Source organism: Emticicia sp. MM, assembly GCF_001649495.1.
In genome coordinates this window covers 31905-49475 of sequence record NZ_LXHX01000024.1, presented here as the reverse complement: position 1 = coordinate 49475, position 17571 = coordinate 31905, and the positions used below count along the sequence as shown (strand labels likewise).

Below are 17571 nucleotides of genomic sequence, written 5' to 3'. Positions count from 1 at the left end.
GAGATATGGGATTCGAGATAGAAGAAAATGCTTCATTCTCATTTCTCGACTCTCGTATCCAGAATCTCATATCTCAGATGAACAACAGACGTAATTTCCTCAAAAAGACATCGGCAGCAGCAGCATCGACTGCCGCAGGCTTAATGGCTTTCCCGATGTTTCAAAATAAAGATTTTGGACACTATACGACCGAAATTGTAAAAAGTTCAAGACAAGAAATTTATGATTCACCACGAATAAAATTTGCGGTAATTGGCATGAATCATGGGCATATTTACAGCCAAGTTGAAGCTGTCAAAAAAGGTGGTGGAGAATTGGTGGCTTATTTTGCCAAAGAAGCCGATTTAATTGCGGCTTTCGCCAAACGTTACCCTGATGCAAAATTGGTGAAAGACGAAAAGGAAATCTTAGAAGATAAGTCAATTCAACTGGTTTTGAGTTCGGCGATTGCTTCCGAAAGAGCTCCATTGGGCATCAGAGTAATGAAATCGGGCAAAGATTTTATGTCTGATAAACCTGGCATCACAACACTCGAACAATTAGCGGAAGTACGAAAAGTACAGAAAACAACTGGGCGAATCTATTCGATTATGTACAGCGAACGCTTTGAGAATAAAGCAACTGTAAAAGCTGGGGAACTCGTAAAAGCTGGGGCAATCGGTAATGTAATTCAAACAATCGGACTCGGTCCGCACCGAATGAATGCAAAAACTCGCCCAGAATGGTTTTTTGATAGAGATTTGTTTGGCGGAATCATCACTGATATTGCCTCACATCAATTCGACCAATATTTGTATTTTACAAACTCTAAAAAAGCCGAAGTTGTGGCTTCGCAAATTGGTAATGTACACCATCCACAATACCCAAAATTTGAAGATTTTGGCGATGCCATGCTCCGAGGAGATGGCGGAATGGGCTATATCAGAGTCGATTGGTTTACACCTGATGGCCTAAAAACATGGGGAGATGGTCGTTTGACGATTCTCGGTACAGAAGGTTTTATCGAAATCAGAAAAAACATTGATTTGGCAGGCCGTGAAGGTGGAAGCCATTTGTTTTTAACTGATAATAAAGAAACAAAATATTTTGATTGTACTGCCCAAACATTGCCTTATGGCCCACAATTGGTTGATGATATTTTAAACAGAACCGAAACAGCCATGACCCAAGAACACTGCTTTCTGGCCACCGAATTAGCTCTAAAAGCACAAAAAAATGCACAAAAAATAAGTCTAACAAAATAATGACGAATGATGATTTACGAATGACGAATATGGAGAAAAACCTATGAACGTGTAATTCGTAAATCGTAATTCTAAATTCGTAATTCTAAATGCAACATACAATGCGTTGGTTTGGGCCAAATGACCCAGTTTCATTAATGGATATTCGACAAGCGGGCTGCACAGGTGTTGTTTCGGCATTGCATCAGATTCCGGTCGGCGAAGTTTGGTCAGTTGAAGCCATACAAGAAAGAATAAACATCATTGAAAAAGACAATACTCAATACACGCCTCTAAAATGGTTAGTGGTTGAAAGTTTACCTGTACACGAAGACATAAAAAAAGGCTTGCCATCAAGAGAAAAATTCATTGAAAACTACAAAATTTCGTTGGCGAACTTAGCAAGATGTAGCATTAAAACAGTTTGCTATAATTTTATGCCTGTTTTGGACTGGTCACGTACAAATCTAAACTACGAAATGCCTGATGGCTCAAAAGCACTTAGGTTTGTTTGGGAAGATTTTGCAATTTTTGATTTGTATATCCTAAAACGTCCAAATGCCGAGAAAGACTATGAAATTGAGGTAAGAGAATCGGCAAAAAAGAAGTTTGAAAATATGTCTCAATCCGAAATTGAAACGTTGAAAAACACTGCCCTTTTAGGTTTACCTGGCTCGGAAGAAGCCTTCGATTTGAATACTTTTCAAGGTTTGCTTGATAATTATGCCCATATTGGAGATGCCGAACTAAGAGCCAATTTGTATTATTTTGTTCAACAAATAGCACCTTTTGCTCAAGAAATTGGTATAAATCTTTGCATTCACCCCGACGACCCTCCGAAATCTTTATTAGGTTTACCACGAGTAGTAAGCACCGAAAATGATTTAGAACAACTCATGAACGCTTGTGAAGTCTCAGCCAATGGCATTACTTTCTGTACAGGTTCGTTGGGTGTGCGTGAAGATAATGAACTGGCGAAAATGGTTAAAAAGTTTGCGAATCGTATTCATTTCTTGCACTTGCGTACAACGAAAAGAGAAGAAAACCCGCTAAATTTTCACGAAGCAGCACATCTAACAGGCGATGTTGATATGTACGAGGTTGTAAAGGCTATCATTGAAGAGCAAAACCGCAGAAAAATAATTGGGCAAGCCGATAATCAGATTCCAGTTCGACCCGACCACGGACACCAAATGCTTGATGATTTACAAGAAGGAATCACGAAACGTAAAACTTATCCTGGGTATTCGGCCATCGGAAGGCTGAAAGGTTTGGCAGAAATCAGAGGTTTACAAATGGCGATTGAACGAAATTTATCTGTATGAAACAATACATTGCCCAATTTGCTTTAGTTGTAAAAGACTATGATGAAGCAATTGATTTTTACACCCAAAAACTCAATTTTGAACTCATTGAAGACACCAAACAAAGCGAAGAAAAGCGTTGGGTTGTAGTAAAACCAAAAGGTGCGACCGAAACCGCAATTTTACTCGCAAAAGCTGCCAACCAAGAGCAGGAAAGTCGGGTAGGAAACCAAACAGGTGGCAGAGTTTTCTTATTTCTTTATACCGATGATTTTTGGAGAGATTATAATCAGATGCAAGAAAAAGGCATCAAATTTATTAGAGAACCAAAAGAAGAAATTTATGGAACTGTTGCAGTTTTTGAAGATTTATACGGAAACCTTTGGGATTTATTAGAACCTAAAAATAAATAAAACATTAATATTCAGCAAATTATAGATGAAAAAAACATTTTTATCAATCATATATTCGCTTTTAACTGTCATTGCATTTGCCGATGATGGCTCAAGACTTTGGTTGAAATATGATTTAATTAAAGACCAAAAACAAAAACTTTCTTACGCAAAATTCTCAAAATTTATTGCAGGAAACACTGAAAATCCAACCCTTCAAAAAGCTGCCGAAGAATTACAATCAGGCTTTGCTGGACTTTTGGGTACGAAAACAATAATTTCACCAAAAAGCACGACTCTCACTGGGGGAATTATTCTTGAAGTATCTAATAATCAATCACTTACTCAATCCTTAAATGAAGATGGATTTGCTATTTTTACCAGAAATGGCAATATCGTAATCTCCTCAAAATCAGCATTTGGTGTACTTTATGGTGCTTTTGAATTATTAAGAAATATTCAAACTCTCCAACCAATCGGACAAAATATTATTAGCAACCCAAAAGTAAAAATCCGAATGCTCAACCATTGGGATAATGCCAACGGAACTGTCGAGCGTGGCTACGCTGGGTCATCCATGTGGAAATGGAATGAACTGCCATTTAGAATTGACCCAAGATACATTGCTTATGCTCGTGCAAATGCCGCAATTGGTATCAATGCTACTTCTATAAATAATGTCAATGCAAGTTCAAGGTTTTTGACAGCTGAGTATCTTGAAAAAATCAAAGCCGTTGCCGATGTCCTTCGTCCTTATGGAATTCGGGTATTTATTTCTGTAAATTTCCGTTCGCCACGCACACTTGGAGGCTTAAAAACTTCTGACCCCCTCGACCCCGAAGTAAGAAAATGGTGGAACGAAAAAACCAAAGAAATTCACCAATATATACCAGATTTTGGTGGTTATTTGGTAAAGGCCAATTCAGAAGGCGAACCTGGCCCACAAGATTATGGTCGCACGCACGCCGATGGAGCCAATATGCTGGCCGAGGCCATGAAACCGTTTTCTGGAATCGTTATTTGGCGAGCATTTGTTTATAACGCTGACCCAAATGGCGATAGATTCAAAGAAGCTTACGAACAATTTAAGCCACTCGATGGCAAATTTGATGAAAAAGTGATTGTGCAAGTAAAAAATGGTCCAATTGATTTCATGCCTCGGGAGCCATTTCACCCAATGTTTGGCGGTTTTTCGAATACTAAATTGGCGATGGAATTTCAGATTACGCAAGAATATTTGGGACAATCGACGCACCTCACCTATTTAGCTCCTATGTTTAAAGAATGCCTTGATACCGATACATACGCCAAGGGAAAAGGCTCAACTGTTGCCAAAGTCATTGATGGAAGTTTATACAATAATCAAGTTTCGTTGATGGCTGGCGTAGCCAATACTGGCTCGGATGTTAACTGGTGTGGCCATCCGTTCAATCAAGCCAATTGGTATGCTTTTGGACGTTTAGCTTGGGATAATACCTTAAGTTCAGAGAAAATCGCCAAAGAATGGATCGGTATGACTTTGACAAATGACGAAAAAGCAAAAACTCAAATCAATGAGATAATGCAAAAATCATTACCAACTTATATTAGTTATACTTACCCATTAGGTTTAAGTCACATGATGGGCGAAGGGCATCATTACGGACCAGAACCGTGGCTAACCAAAGCTGCAAGACCCGATTGGACTTCACTATATTACCACCGAGCCGATTCTATTGGCTTGGGTTTTGACCGAACTGGTAAAGTGAGTAATGCTTTAAATCTTTACTCGAAAGAAGTCCGTGAAATGTGGGGGAATCCCGATAAATGCAATTTGAATTATTTAATGTGGTTTCACCATATTGCCTGGAATAAAAAACTCAGCACGGGAAATACGCTTTGGGAAGAGCTTTGTTATCGCTATTATAATGGAGTTGTCGAAGTACAAAAATTACAAAAAGATTGGGCAAATCTGAAACCATATATTGATACTGAAACTTTTGCAAGTGTATCAGCCAGACTCAAAACTCAAGAAAAAGAAGCAATTTGGTGGCGAGATGCCTGTGTTTTATATTTTAAGGATTTTGCTAAAATGCCAATACCTAGTTCACTCACCCCACCCAATAGAAGTTTAGAAGAAGTTAAAAAATTAGTAGAAATTTACCATTTAAGATGACAGAAAGATCAATTTTCACAGAAGAAAGTAAACACATTTCACATAGTACGGCCTTTGCACTCAACGAAAAACTGTGCTTAATTACAGGCGGAGGAAGCGGAATCGGCTTCGATATTGCCAAGTGTATGGTATTTTCGGGTGCAAAAGTTATCATCACAGGAAGAAGAGAAGCCCCGTTAAAAGCAGCAGTAGCCGAACTGGGTAAAAACGCTCACTATTTCGTAAACGATGTAACAGATTTATCTTCACTCGAAGGTTTAGTAAATGACATTGAAACAACTCATGGACCGATTGATATTTTAGTAAACAATGCGGGGGTAAACTTGAAACGTCCAGCACTCGAAGTGTCCGATGAAGACTTCAATCGCATCATTCAAACCAATTTAAGTGCAGTTTTTGCACTCACTCGTGCTTGTGCAGCACGTATGTTGGCTCGAAAAAATGGTTCAATCATCATGATTTCGTCAATGGCAGCCTATTATGGCATCGACCGAGTTGTAGCTTATGCGGCATCAAAATCTGGCGTTGAAGGAATGGTAAAAGTCCTGGCTTCTGAATTTTCGCCACAAAATGTAAGAATCAATGCCATCGCCCCTGGTTTTATTGAAACAAGCATGATGAAAACAGCCATGGGAAGCGACCCCGACCGCATGAACCGTGCTTTAAACCGAACTCCAATTGGCAAATTTGGTAAACCTTCAGACATTGGTTGGGCGGCTGTTTTCTTGGCATCAGATGCCGCTCGATATATCACTGGTGTTTCATTGCCAGTTGATGGTGGCAATTCAATAGGTTTCTAAATTATGACTTTAAAGGTTTCTAATCAGCATAATGAATAAATTACTACCCGTTTTTACTCTCCTATTATTTTCGATAATGGTTGTTGGCCAAAATAAAACGCCAATTTCAAAACCATTAGTTTCACATATTTTTACTGCAGACCCTTCTGCTCATGTTTTCGATGGAAAAATCTATATTTATCCGTCGCATGATATAGAATCGCCAACGGCAAAAAAAGAAGATGGAGGGATGTTTGATATGAAAGATTTTCATGTCTTATCAATGAATTCTCCACAATCCGAAGTGAAAGATAATGGCGTAGCACTTGCTATTCAGGATGTTAAGTGGGCAAATCGACAAATGTGGGCTCCTGATGCTGCTTATGAAAATGGTACTTATTTCTTGTATTTCCCGGTAAAAGATAGGGAAGATATTTTCAGAATTGGTGTTGCGACAAGTAAAAGTCCAATTGGACCATTTAAAGCTGAGCCTGAACCAATAAAAGGAACATATAGTGTTGACCCTGCGGTTTTTAAAGATTCTGATGGAAATCACTATATATATTTTGGTGGAATTTGGGGTGGACAGCTTCAAAGTTGGAAGGATAATCAATATCAAGGAAAAATGAGCAATCCGAAAAAAGGAGAAACTGCACGTTTGCCAAGAGTTGCTAAATTATCGGCAGATATGAAAAACCTTGCTGAAGATGCGAAAGAAGTAAAAATTCTTGATGAAAATGGTAATCTTTTCATGGAAGATAATAATGACAAACGTTTTTTTGAGGCTGCTTGGGTGCATAAATATCAAGGGAAATATTATTTCTCCTACTCAACGGGCGATACCCACAATATTTGCTACGCAATCGGAGATAATCCTTATGGTCCTTTTACTTACAAAGGGATTGTTCTAAAACCAGTTTTAGGCTGGACAAATCATCATTCAATTGTAGAATTTCAAGGTAAATGGTATATTTATTACCATGATACTGAAATTTCCGGGAAAACTCATCTAAGAAATATAAAAGTAACAGAATTGAACTATAATACCGATGGGAGTATCAAGACGATTGAAGCTTACAAATAAGAATAATTGACATCGACCCAAATCTAATAACTTTCTAAAATGTCGAATTATTTAGTAAAATTTAAACAAAGCTCAACCGCTTACTAAATATTTTGCAAATAATCGTAAAATTATATTATAAAAAAGAATAATATTAATAAATGGAAGCATTTTAGTTCTTGATAGTTAAAAAATGAGTTGATTTCTGTGATTTCAGACAAGATTTTACTATGTTTACATTTGAATCAACAAACTAATAGTACGAAAGTATATACGTACAAACTTTAATAGCCACCATGCCTAAAATTTTTACTCTGCCTGTTCACTCAAGTAACAGAGGAGATTTAACAGTTTTTGAAAACATTTTGCCTGGTTCATTAAAGCGTATTTTTTACATAACTAACGCTGATGGTGAAACAAGAGGAGGACATAGACACATAAAGGCTTGGCAAGCTTTAATGTGTTTGCAAGGCTCATGCGATATTTATGTGGAAACTCCTGATAAAAAAATGGTTTTCGGACTGGATGAGCCTAACAAAGTTTTAATACTTGAACCACAAGATTGGCATACTTTAGAAAACTTTTCTGATAATGCAATTGTATTAGTCGTTTCTAATGAAAATTATGACCCCGAAGATTATATCTACCCAAGTTATAGTGATAGTTTAAATGAAGAAAAATCATACCAAATAATCAAAAGTAGCAAAAAAAAGGATTGACGAACGTCAATCCTTTTTTTTGCTACTTTTTGTAAACATCATCACTTTTTTCGTTTACTTTTTGCTTTGACAGCTCGTCCATTTGCTGTTCGCTTAATCCAATTTCCACCGAAAGCTTTGGCATTTTCTTTTTTAGATTTTCAACGCCGACCAACGTAACCTTGCTTTTCCAGAGATATATCTTTTTTAAATTTTTTAGCTTAACAAGTGCCGAAATACCATTATCAGAAATGGCGGTATTGGTTAGGTTCAAATATTCTAAATTTTGAAGCCCCCCAAGAGAAATCAAGGCATTATCTGTAATCTTTGTGTTTTCGAGGTGTAATCTTGTCAGATTAGTCAATTTTGAAATTTCGCTGCATGACTTATCGGTAATCTGAGTATTCGATAGTTTTAACCATAAAGTCTGTTCAGGCGAAATACTTATCAAGGGCGAGTCATCATCTGAAAACTTAGGGTTATTCAAGAATGTTAATTCTACATAATTATTATCTTTAGATAATGGCAAAATTAAACCTCCTATTTTTTTTATTTTTTCAATATCGGATTGCTTAACTTCGCCAACATTTCTTGATAAAATACTTTCTTCTATCACAAATCTATCCTGCATCACTTGATTAGATACATTTGAAGCACCTCCCATCGAAATTAATATTGGCTTTATTTCATCTGATTGTACTAATTGAGAGACTTTCTTATCAAAAGAAGCTCCTTGTTGAACCCACCATTTTAAAATAATTAATTCTTGCTCAGTAATTTGACTTTTACCTTTCGGTGGCATGTGTTCTTCTTCTGACTCTGGTAGTAAAATACGCTTCAAAAATTCACTTTCCTCTACGCTATTAGCTTTAAAAATTACACCATGTTTTCCACCTTTTTGCAGTAAAGAAATTTCATCCATACGCAAATTTCCTTTCATTTTACTGGCATTATGACATTGTTCACACTTTTGTTTGAAAATAGGCTTAACAATATCTTCGTAAACAAATGCCTCATTGATATTTGCTATTTTGTTTTCAACTTGATTCACATCTATTTTTATTTCTTTTTCTGGCAAATTCATCCATTTTCTTAATGGATTTGGTGTGTTTTCGGTCAAATATGTTTCACCATGAGTGAGATTTCCACCATGATGCCCAGTAATTATCATGAGTAAAACCGAAAAGCTAAGTAATGGTAAATAAAAGTACTTCGCAAAACTAATTTTTGAAAGAAACCATTTAGAATGAGTTATCCATAAAATCCAACTAATGATTGCCAATCCAATCCCTTGTGATTGATGTTCTCCTAATATCTCTTCATTGTAGCCGCCTTCGAGTGAGAGAAAATACCCCAACAAACAAGCACTTGACGCACTGATAGCAGTTACTAAAAGAGCAATAGTAATAACTTCGGGAGGGACTTGATTTTTTTGAAATTTATTTAAAAGTTCAAATATCACAATTAGGACTAAAAAGCCAATAGGAAGATGCACAGCCAAGGGGTGGAATCTACCAAAAAAAGACATCCACTCTGCAACAGAAGCAAAAATCATAATGTGTAAGGTTGAATAGAAGATTGATTATTCAAAAATAAATAAACTTATGACAGTAAACAATTTAGATAATGGTAGATTAAAAAAAATTGCCAAAACACAGCTGTATTTTGGCAATTTTGTAACGAAGCTAATCAAAAATTAATAACCTTGATTTTGTTTTAAAGTTGGTTGACCATTTTTCTGACTATTCAAGATTTCGTCATTTGGTAATGGGAAATATGCATTTTTGGCTGTAAAGGTTTTACCTTTTAAGTATCCACGCTTATTGTAAGTTCTGCCAGTCAAATCTTTACCATCGATAGATTCTTCAGCTAAGTATTTATTAAGATACTTCTCTGCGATTCCCCAACGTACTAAATCAAAGAAACGGTGGCCTTCCATAGCAAATTCTAAGCGATTTTCCATGCGTATTGCATTGCGTGCATAATCTGCTCCTTTACCTAAAAAAGTACCTTTCGGGTAAGGATTTACTACATAATTGATGGAAGCATCTTGTACAGAACCTGTTTTTGCACGATTACGAACTAAATTCACGTAATCTTCGGCAGCTTGTAAATTACCTAATTCAGTTTCACATTCTGCCAACCAAAGAATTACAGAAGACATTTTCAGTAAACGGTAGTTATTATTTACGTTACGTTTTGAAGTTGAGTGCGTCGAACTTCCTTCATCTGCCAAATAATACATCCATTTTTTACCTGTATATGGTCCAGAATAGTTTTGATTTCTAATCCAAACATAGCCAGGCATCGGCCCCCAATCAAGGAAGTTTACTCCACGACGGCCAACTGTCCAGTCAAGACGAGGATCAACAGGGACAGTTTTATCGAGTGTGAATGCTTGGTCTGACTTCAGACCTTGGTCGTTAGGTAAGTCAACTTGGTTATAGGTATCAGCCGTACCATCTGGAGATGAACCAATAAGTGGCAAACCATCTTTATCGGTTTTGAAAGCATTCACGAGGTTTTGTGATGGAAGATAAAAGCCGCAACATCCACGACCTGGAGCACCAGCCGAATATGGCCAGTTTAGGTTATCACCAGCATTTCCGTTATTACCATTTGTTCCATCATTTACCGAAAACTGTACTTCAAAAATTGATTCAATATTGTTATTAGTAATGTTACGATAATTATCATGGTAATTCGGTGCGAGTTTCTTACCTGAATTTTTGTAAACATCTTCTAATAATGCTTTAGCTGCAGCCCATTTCTTTTGGAAAATCAAAGCTTTTGCTAAATAGGTTTTCGCAGCCCATTTGGTAGCTCTACCCTTTTGTGCTTGAGTAGCAGGTAAATTATCTGCTGCAAACTGAAAATCAGCTTCGATTTTAGGCCAAATATCTTGGTCATTTGGAATTTTTGTAGAATTAGGGTCAGCCGCATTATATGTTTTATCATCAATATAAGGCACCATATTCCACATTTTTTTTGCCTCAAAATGATAGTGACCACGTAGGAAACGAGATTCTGCAATAACTTGAGTTTTTTCTGCCTCAGTCATGTCTTTCACATCTGGACTACCCACCAACTGAATTGCTTCGTTTGCACGTGCAACACCATCATAAGAATGTTGCCACTTTCCTAAGAAATAAGTGTTATCTGAAAGCCAGTTGAACTGCTCAATGTATTCTTGTTCTGGCTGGTCACCGATGTCAGTTCCTTTTACGGCATCTCCACTGGTAATTCCTCCAAATACATAGTTTGAGATAGTTGATTGACGGCCAGTATTACCAGCACCTACACCATCCAAAAGTGAGTAAGCTCCTATCAATACAGAGTTAACGCCATTTTTATTGCTAAGTGATGCCAATGAGGCAGCACCTTGCGGTTGAATATCAAAGAATGATTCCGAACAAGATACGCTTATTCCAATCAAACCTATTATTAATAATTTTTTCATTGTATTTCTTTAAAAATGTTTGTCAAATTAAAATCCAATTCTTACACCAACGTTATAAGATTTTGCAACTGGGAATGCACCTTCATCAATACCCATGTGCGTATCTTGGTTATCATTTCCAGAGGCTCTTAAGTTAATATCTGGGTCAAGACCTTTGTATTTTGTGAAAGTGAAAAGGTTTTGTCCTTGAATATAGATTTGTGCAGTACTCAACTTGATTTTTTGCACCCAAGTTGCTGGGAAATTATAAGTCAATTGAATATTTTTGATACGCATGTATGAGCCATCTTCAACAAAGTAAGATGAAATTTGCTGACTTGTACCATCTTGCGAATTTAAACGTGGTAATAATGCATCATCTCCTGGTTTTTTCCAAGATTTATATAACATATCAGCCGAACGGTTTCCTTGGAAAGTATTAAAGTCAGTCCAGAATTTTTGATAGTTAAAGATTTCATTTCCTTGTGATCCTTGTGCAAAAATTGCTAAATCCCAGTTTTTATAACCTAAATTGATATTCAAACCATAGGTAAAATCAGGATGAGGGTTTCCGATGATTGTTTTGTCAGCCGCAGTAATTACATTGTCACCATTTTGGTCAACAAACTTGAAAACACCCGCTCTTGTGTATGAACCAAATTTTGGTGCAGCAGCAGCTTCTGCATCATCTTTAATTACACCATCAATTTGGTATCCATAGAAACTCGAAATTGGTAAACCAGCTCTTGTCAATGAAATCGCAGGGAGACGAGTTGTAAAGCCAAAGATTGATGCATTAGGGTCATCGTTCAATTTCTCTACATTATTCTTGTAATGACTTATCATTCCACTTACTGAGTATCTCAATTGACCTATTTTATCACGGTATGTAATGTTTACATCCACACCTTTATTACTCACTTCACCGATATTTACATAAGGAATTGAACCTGTACCTGCGGTTCTTGGAATTGGCACTTGCGTAAGCATATTTGAGGTAAGGCGTGAATATAAATCAACGATTACTTCTAATTTACTTTTAAGCAAAGTGGCATCAATACCAATATTAGTTGAAGTATTAGTTTCCCAACGACCATTTGGATTACCAAACTGAGCTAAGTCAAATCCGTTAGCAATCGAATTACCTGAACCTGAAATATCATAAGCATTGTTTAATGGGTCTGGAATATAAAGCGTGTAAGCATTGAATACGTTCGGAATCAACTGATTACCAGTTTTACCCCAACCTCCACGAATTTTCAAATCATCTAAGAAAGTAAGTTTCTTCATGAAATCAAACTCAGTCATACGTAAACCAACTGAAAATGCTGGGAACACTCCATATCGATAAGATTGAGAGAAACGAGAAGAACCATCACGACGCATCGTAAAGTCAGCTAACAAGAAATCTTTGAAAGAGTAATTAACTTTGCCAAATGTTGAAAATAATGCACTCGGAGTTGCACCAGCACCAGCATTTGATAAACCAGCAGCAGAACCTAAGTTTAGGTAGCGATACGATTCATCATCAAAAGCAAAATTACTACGTGAAGCACTAAAGCCTACTGCATAAGTTTGCACGGCTTCCGTTCCGAGTAAAACATTGAAATCGTGATTGCCGATTTTCTTTGAATAATTTAAAGTATTAAACCAAGTAATTGCACGATCAAAATTGTTTGATACTGTTAAACTATTGGCATTACGTGGCTCAGCAGCTTCAATATCACGATTGAAATACTGTGAAAAGTTGTAGTTATTAAACTCAACACCCAAACTTGTACGGAATTTCAAATCCTTCAAGATTGCCAATTCGGCAAACACGTTACCAAAAATGTGTGTTCCTTTAATAATATTATCTTTTTCACGCCATTGTCTCGCTAATGGATTAGGTGCGTTTCCGAGGTTTGAGCCACGACTTCCTGCAAAACCATTTAAGTTTGATGTATTTGTTCCACCTAACGCTACTGGACCACCCGTAATATCAAAAACAGGAATAATTGGTTGGATACGAATGGCAAATGAAATCGGATTACTTTCATTTTGATTTCCGTTTGGTACACCGACTCTTTCATCATAAGATACTGTAAAGTTTTCGCCAAAAGTCAAACGATTTTTAGTGAATTCTGTATTTGCTCTTACCGAATAACGCTTATAACCTGTATATTTCAAGATACCGTCTTGGTCGAAATAACTTCCTGAGATGGCATATTTGCCATTTTTTGAACCACCCGTTGCTCCTAATTGATAATTTGAGATTTTGGCTGGTCCGAAAATTACATTTTGCCAGTCTGTACCTTCTTTGTTAGCTTTTGTGATATTAAATGCTGTTCTTCCAAGATTTGGGTCAGCAATATCATTAGTATAGGTATAGTTTGCTGGCAATGCACCATAAACATTTGGATAAATATAATCTGCTATTGTTTGCTCGCCAGTTGGAGAAAACTTATACTGTGCAGATGGAGAAGTACCTGGGGTCTTACCCGCACCAATTTCTGATTGATAATACAATTCGCCAAGCTCTTTTGTATTCAATAAATCAAGCGTTCTACCCACACGTTGTGTACCCGTGTACATATCAAACGTAATTTTTGGTTCACCCGAAGAGCCTTTTTTGGTTGTAATGATAACAACACCGTTGGCCGCACGAGCACCGTAAATTGAAGCAGCAGAAGCATCTTTCAATACTTGCATCGTTTCAATATCATTTGGATTTATTTGGTTGAGAGAGCCTTGAGTAGGTGTGCCATCAATAATATAAAGCGGACTATTATTATTAATTGAACCAAAACCACGTACACGAACCATCGTTCCACCTCCAGGTGAATTATCATTTCCGACAGTCACACCAGCTGCACGACCTTGCAACATTTGGGTGACACTTGCTGCTGGTACAGCCGTCAATTCTTTCGCACCAACAACAGTTACAGCACCAGTAATGTCTTTCTTGCGTTGTGTTGCATACCCTGTAACAACTACTTCGCTTAATGCTTTTGCATCTGACTGCATCGCAACTTCAATCACTGAACGATTACCAACTACTTCTTCCACAACTAAATAACCGATAGAAGAAATAACAATTGTAGAACCCGATGGGACATCCAAAGAAAAAGCACCGTTAGCATCTGAAGATGTACCTTTATTAGTGCCTTTTACTTGAATTGTGGCTCCAGGTAAGCCAATACCACTTTCAGCATCTGTAACTTTACCTGAGATTTTTTTTTGAGCGAAAACCAATGAGCTTGTGAAGAAAAGTAAAAGCATCAAAGCCCTTGCCCTGATTGGAATGGGGTATGAGTGTTTCATAAATAGATATAAAAGATTAGGTTTAAAATGTTAAGTTTCAAATATAAAATATTATAATTTCAATATCTAAACTTTATTAAAAAAAAATAAAAACAATAACAAATTCTTCATTTTTAAGGCAAAAAAAGCTTTTTATATTAAATTTACTTTAATAAATATTATTTTAATAAGTGAAAAAAAACGGCTATGGTCTTCAACCATAGCCGTTAGCTATCTCAAAATATATTCTAAAGTTTTAATACTTAGCTGGCTGATTCGGCTTCGGTAGTGACTTCTTAATAAACTCACGAATATCTTCATTTGAAGTTTGTAAATCTTCACGACGCAAGTACATCATGTGGCCGCTTCTATAACCTTTCCACGACATTCGGTCTTTAAGTTTGCCACTTGGATCCATTTGCCACATATTATATTGTGCGTTGAAGTAATCACAAGCCCCATCATAATAGCCAGATTGCACCATGACATGCAGATTTGGATTTTGTGCCATTGCTTGGCGAAGGTTTTCTCCTGTATTATCGCCAGTTCTATCCCACGGACTGGTCGGGCCGAACATATAATATTTGAGATCGGTTTTATAATTCAAATCATTTCTTAAATAAATATTGATGGCAGGTGTAAATGAATGAAGCCACGAAGTAAGTTCAGAATTAAAATCTGGTTTATCACCCGACTCTTTTTTATCAATACCTTTATATCTTGAATCAAGACGACCAACTGTGAATCCTTTGTCTCGCAATAATTCTTTCCAAAAAAATTCGAGCGGAATATCTAAATTTTGCTGTAAAATCACTTTTTCAGACAAACCTGAATACCTCGCCATTTTAGCGGCAATTTCCTTTCTTTTTGATTCTTCTAAAAAACCACCTTTACTAATTGCTGGTAAAAGTTCATTTACGGTAAAGTTTTCCACTTCGGGAAGCATTTGAGTTAAATCTTTCTTTTGCAAATCGGCGGGTAACATTTTATGATACCATGCTGTTGCTGCAAAATAAGGCAATTTTAAAGCTGCACCCGAGGCAGCTCCACGCTCAATACCAAGTGTGGTTGGTGAAACTAATATTACACCATTCAGATACATCCACTGAGCATTTTGTAATTGTAAAGCCAAGCCCGAAACACGAGTTGTACCATAACTTTCACCAATCAAATATTTCGGTGAAGCCCAACGATTAGTACGAGTTACAAAAGTATTAATCCAATCGGCTAAATACTTAATATCAGCATTTACTCCAAAAAATTTTGAAGTTGGAATATCTTTGCTGGTCGGACGAGAATAGCCAGTATTAACAGGGTTTACGAAAACAATGTCAGCAATATCCAGAATCGAATAAGGATTTTCTTTGATTCCATAAGGTTGAAGTGGATAACCCTCATCGTCAATATTAAGCAAATGTGGGCCAGTGTAAGCAATGTGCATCCAAACAGAAGCAGACCCTGGGCCTCCATTGAACGAAATAACCAAGGGGCGATTTGCTCTATCCTTTACGTCAGAACGCTCATAATACGTGTAAAACAATCCTGCAATTGCTTTGCCTTCTTCATCCCAAACTGGCATTGTGCCTGTCATTGCCTGAAATGGTACTTTCTGACCTTTGATTGTCGTGATGTGTTCGGTGGTTACATACGAATCCGGGTTGAAGGGAATTGTCAAAGAAGATGATTTCTCTTCTTTAGGAGTAGAAGTTGAAGCTGGAGTAGTTGGCGTTTTTGCACCTTGATTCTGTGAAAAAGCACAAAAACTCAGAAAAAATAAAGGTAAAAATTTAATTTTCATTGGTTGAGGTTTGTTAATTGAAGTAAAAAGATGAAGTCACTTTACATTTTTACAAAGCGACTTCAAATATATTTAATAATTTTAAATTTTAATACCCCATTCTTTATTCATTGGTCGTCCAAGCAACAAATTTGCTTCTTTATCATCAATGAATACTTCTTTTTTGGGATTCCATTTTAACGAACGGTTCAGACGATAGGCAATATTTCCAATATTACAAACCGAGGCAGTACGGTGCCCAACCTCAACATCACAAATAGGTTTATTCCGATTTCTCATCGCATCTAAGAAATCTTTATAATGATTATCTGACTTGTAAACGTGTTTTTCGGTTTCTCCAATTATTTTATCTTTCAAAGAAACTGGCGTAGTTTCGATTTTCTTTCGCTGAACTTTTATTTCCCCCTCAGTTCCCATAAAATGAATGGCATTATTCCAATCCCATTTTTCGTGGGTCATCGTAATACCGTTTTCATATTTAAAAGTAAGAAATTTAATATCTTTTCCATCGGGAGCGAATACTTCCACAGGGCCACTCTCGTCCATGCCAAGTGACCACTGCACAATATCAAACATGTGAGCTCCCCAATCGGAAACCATTCCCCCACCAAATTCTCGGTATAAACGCCAATTCGGGAACACATCTTTTGAGGTAGGAGGAGCCAATTCTGAATTAAACACTACTGGTTCGTTAGGCCCGAGCCATTTCGACCAATCAAGTCCATCTGGCATTTTTTCTTCCGACAGATTATAAGCAACTGGCGGTGCTCCAACATTCACTTTAATGCTTTTCACTTCTCCAATATATCCATTTCTGATTAGTTCGGCAGTTTGACGAAACTCTGGCCAAGAACGCTGCATACTACCCGTCTGAAAAACTCTTTTGTATTTCCGAGCTGCATTGACCATTGCTCGCCCTTCTCGAACAGTTAATGAAAGTGGTTTTTCGCAGTAAATATCCTTTCCTGCTTCGGCTGCTCGCACCGACATAGCAGCGTGCCAATGGTCAGGCGTGGCAATCACAACAGCATCAATGTCTTTTCTGGCTAATAATTCTCTAAAATCTTGATAGACTGGTATTTCTGCGTAGTTGCCGAGTTGGGTATTTTTCTCATAATGAGTTTTGATGCGGTCGATTGTTAATTGAGCTTTAGCTTGATAAACTTCACTAATGGCAGCAATTCTTACCTCGTTTGTATTAAGAAATGATGTAGTGAGTCCTCTGCCCTGTTTTCCTGTACCAATAAAACCCAATGAGATTACATCACTCGGGGCTAAATATTGAGTGCCGTTAATTCCACCAAGTACATGACGAGGCACAATCATAAAACTTCCCAAAGCCAACGATGCTTTGGACATAAAATCACGGCGTGAGATATTATTATTTTTAGTTGACATTTTAAATTAGATTAGAGTTTTTACTATGTAATTTCAAAAA

12 protein-coding genes are annotated in these 17571 nt (G+C 37.0%); 7 read left to right on the top strand and 5 right to left on the bottom strand.

Annotated elements, in window-relative coordinates:
• The first annotated feature begins 77 nt into the window (after nucleotides 1–77).
• The 7 genes from A6M55_RS03560 to A6M55_RS03530 all read left to right on the top strand — a co-directional run bounded on the left by A6M55_RS03560 (nucleotide 78) and on the right by A6M55_RS03530 (nucleotide 7635).
• Complete coding sequence (locus A6M55_RS03560; protein ID WP_064196500.1) at nucleotides 78–1244, top strand: Gfo/Idh/MocA family protein; 1167 nt, start codon at nucleotides 78–80, stop codon at nucleotides 1242–1244.
• Nucleotides 1245–1333: 89 nt separating this feature from the next.
• On the top strand, nucleotides 1334–2548 hold the full coding sequence (gene uxuA, locus A6M55_RS03555; protein ID WP_229235472.1) for a mannonate dehydratase: 1215 nt from the start codon (nucleotides 1334–1336) through the stop codon (nucleotides 2546–2548).
• Complete coding sequence (locus A6M55_RS03550) at nucleotides 2545–2940, top strand: VOC family protein (protein WP_064196499.1); 396 nt, start codon at nucleotides 2545–2547, stop codon at nucleotides 2938–2940. Before uxuA ends, A6M55_RS03550 begins: the two co-directional genes overlap by 4 nt.
• A gap of 25 nt (nucleotides 2941–2965) precedes the next feature.
• A complete protein-coding gene (locus tag A6M55_RS03545; RefSeq protein ID WP_064196498.1) occupies nucleotides 2966–5074 on the top strand; it encodes an alpha-glucuronidase family glycosyl hydrolase in 2109 nt (702 codons plus the stop codon).
• Nucleotides 5071–5874: an SDR family NAD(P)-dependent oxidoreductase gene (locus A6M55_RS03540; protein WP_064196497.1), complete on the top strand. Its 804-nt coding sequence runs from the start codon at nucleotides 5071–5073 to the stop codon at nucleotides 5872–5874. Before A6M55_RS03545 ends, A6M55_RS03540 begins: the two co-directional genes overlap by 4 nt.
• Nucleotides 5875–5905: 31 nt before the next feature.
• Nucleotides 5906–6937 carry a glycoside hydrolase family 43 protein gene (locus tag A6M55_RS03535; protein ID WP_064196496.1) on the top strand — a complete coding sequence of 344 codons (1032 nt, stop codon included), beginning with the start codon at nucleotides 5906–5908 and terminating at the stop codon, nucleotides 6935–6937.
• 275 nt (nucleotides 6938–7212) lie between these two features.
• A complete protein-coding gene (locus A6M55_RS03530; RefSeq protein WP_064196495.1) occupies nucleotides 7213–7635 on the top strand; it encodes an FdtA/QdtA family cupin domain-containing protein in 423 nt (140 codons plus the stop codon).
• A 22-nt stretch (nucleotides 7636–7657) separates the two neighbouring features.
• Here A6M55_RS03530 and A6M55_RS03525 read toward each other — a convergent pair whose 3' ends face one another.
• The 5 genes from A6M55_RS03525 to A6M55_RS03505 form a co-directional block, all read right to left on the bottom strand.
• Nucleotides 7658–9169 carry a c-type cytochrome domain-containing protein gene (locus tag A6M55_RS03525; protein ID WP_064196494.1) on the bottom strand — a complete coding sequence of 504 codons (1512 nt, stop codon included), beginning with the start codon at nucleotides 9167–9169 and terminating at the stop codon, nucleotides 7658–7660.
• Nucleotides 9170–9310: 141 nt separating this feature from the next.
• Nucleotides 9311–11074, bottom strand: a complete 1764-nt coding sequence (locus A6M55_RS03520) for a RagB/SusD family nutrient uptake outer membrane protein (protein ID WP_064196493.1) — start codon at nucleotides 11072–11074, stop codon at nucleotides 9311–9313.
• Nucleotides 11075–11101: 27 nt separating this feature from the next.
• Nucleotides 11102–14356, bottom strand: a complete 3255-nt coding sequence (locus A6M55_RS03515; protein WP_064196492.1) for a TonB-dependent receptor — start codon at nucleotides 14354–14356, stop codon at nucleotides 11102–11104.
• A gap of 235 nt (nucleotides 14357–14591) precedes the next feature.
• Nucleotides 14592–16133, bottom strand: coding sequence for a S10 family peptidase (locus A6M55_RS03510; RefSeq protein ID WP_064196491.1), 1542 nt, complete (start codon nucleotides 16131–16133; stop codon nucleotides 14592–14594).
• An 81-nt stretch (nucleotides 16134–16214) separates the two neighbouring features.
• Nucleotides 16215–17531: a Gfo/Idh/MocA family protein gene (locus A6M55_RS03505; protein ID WP_064196490.1), complete on the bottom strand. Its 1317-nt coding sequence runs from the start codon at nucleotides 17529–17531 to the stop codon at nucleotides 16215–16217.
• Between the last annotated feature and the right edge of the window lie 40 nt (nucleotides 17532–17571).

Bases quoted from the DNA above. Each gene is read 5' to 3' on its own strand.
- A6M55_RS03560 (WP_064196500.1), top strand. From the start codon at position 78: ATGAACAACAGACGTAATTTCCTCAAAAAGACATCGGCAGCAGCAGCA.
- A6M55_RS03545 (WP_064196498.1), top strand. From the start codon at position 2,966: ATGAAAAAAACATTTTTATCAATCATATATTCGCTTTTAACTGTCATT.
- A6M55_RS03525 (WP_064196494.1), bottom strand. From the start codon at position 9,169: ATGATTTTTGCTTCTGTTGCAGAGTGGATGTCTTTTTTTGGTAGATTC.
- A6M55_RS03505 (WP_064196490.1), bottom strand. From the start codon at position 17,531: ATGTCAACTAAAAATAATAATATCTCACGCCGTGATTTTATGTCCAAA.
- A6M55_RS03510 (WP_064196491.1), bottom strand. From the start codon at position 16,133: ATGAAAATTAAATTTTTACCTTTATTTTTTCTGAGTTTTTGTGCTTTT.
- A6M55_RS03540 (WP_064196497.1), top strand. From the start codon at position 5,071: ATGACAGAAAGATCAATTTTCACAGAAGAAAGTAAACACATTTCACAT.
- A6M55_RS03515 (WP_064196492.1), bottom strand. From the start codon at position 14,356: ATGAAACACTCATACCCCATTCCAATCAGGGCAAGGGCTTTGATGCTT.
- uxuA (WP_229235472.1), top strand. From the start codon at position 1,334: ATGCAACATACAATGCGTTGGTTTGGGCCAAATGACCCAGTTTCATTA.
- A6M55_RS03550 (WP_064196499.1), top strand. From the start codon at position 2,545: ATGAAACAATACATTGCCCAATTTGCTTTAGTTGTAAAAGACTATGAT.
- A6M55_RS03520 (WP_064196493.1), bottom strand. From the start codon at position 11,074: ATGAAAAAATTATTAATAATAGGTTTGATTGGAATAAGCGTATCTTGT.
- A6M55_RS03530 (WP_064196495.1), top strand. From the start codon at position 7,213: ATGCCTAAAATTTTTACTCTGCCTGTTCACTCAAGTAACAGAGGAGAT.
- A6M55_RS03535 (WP_064196496.1), top strand. From the start codon at position 5,906: ATGAATAAATTACTACCCGTTTTTACTCTCCTATTATTTTCGATAATG.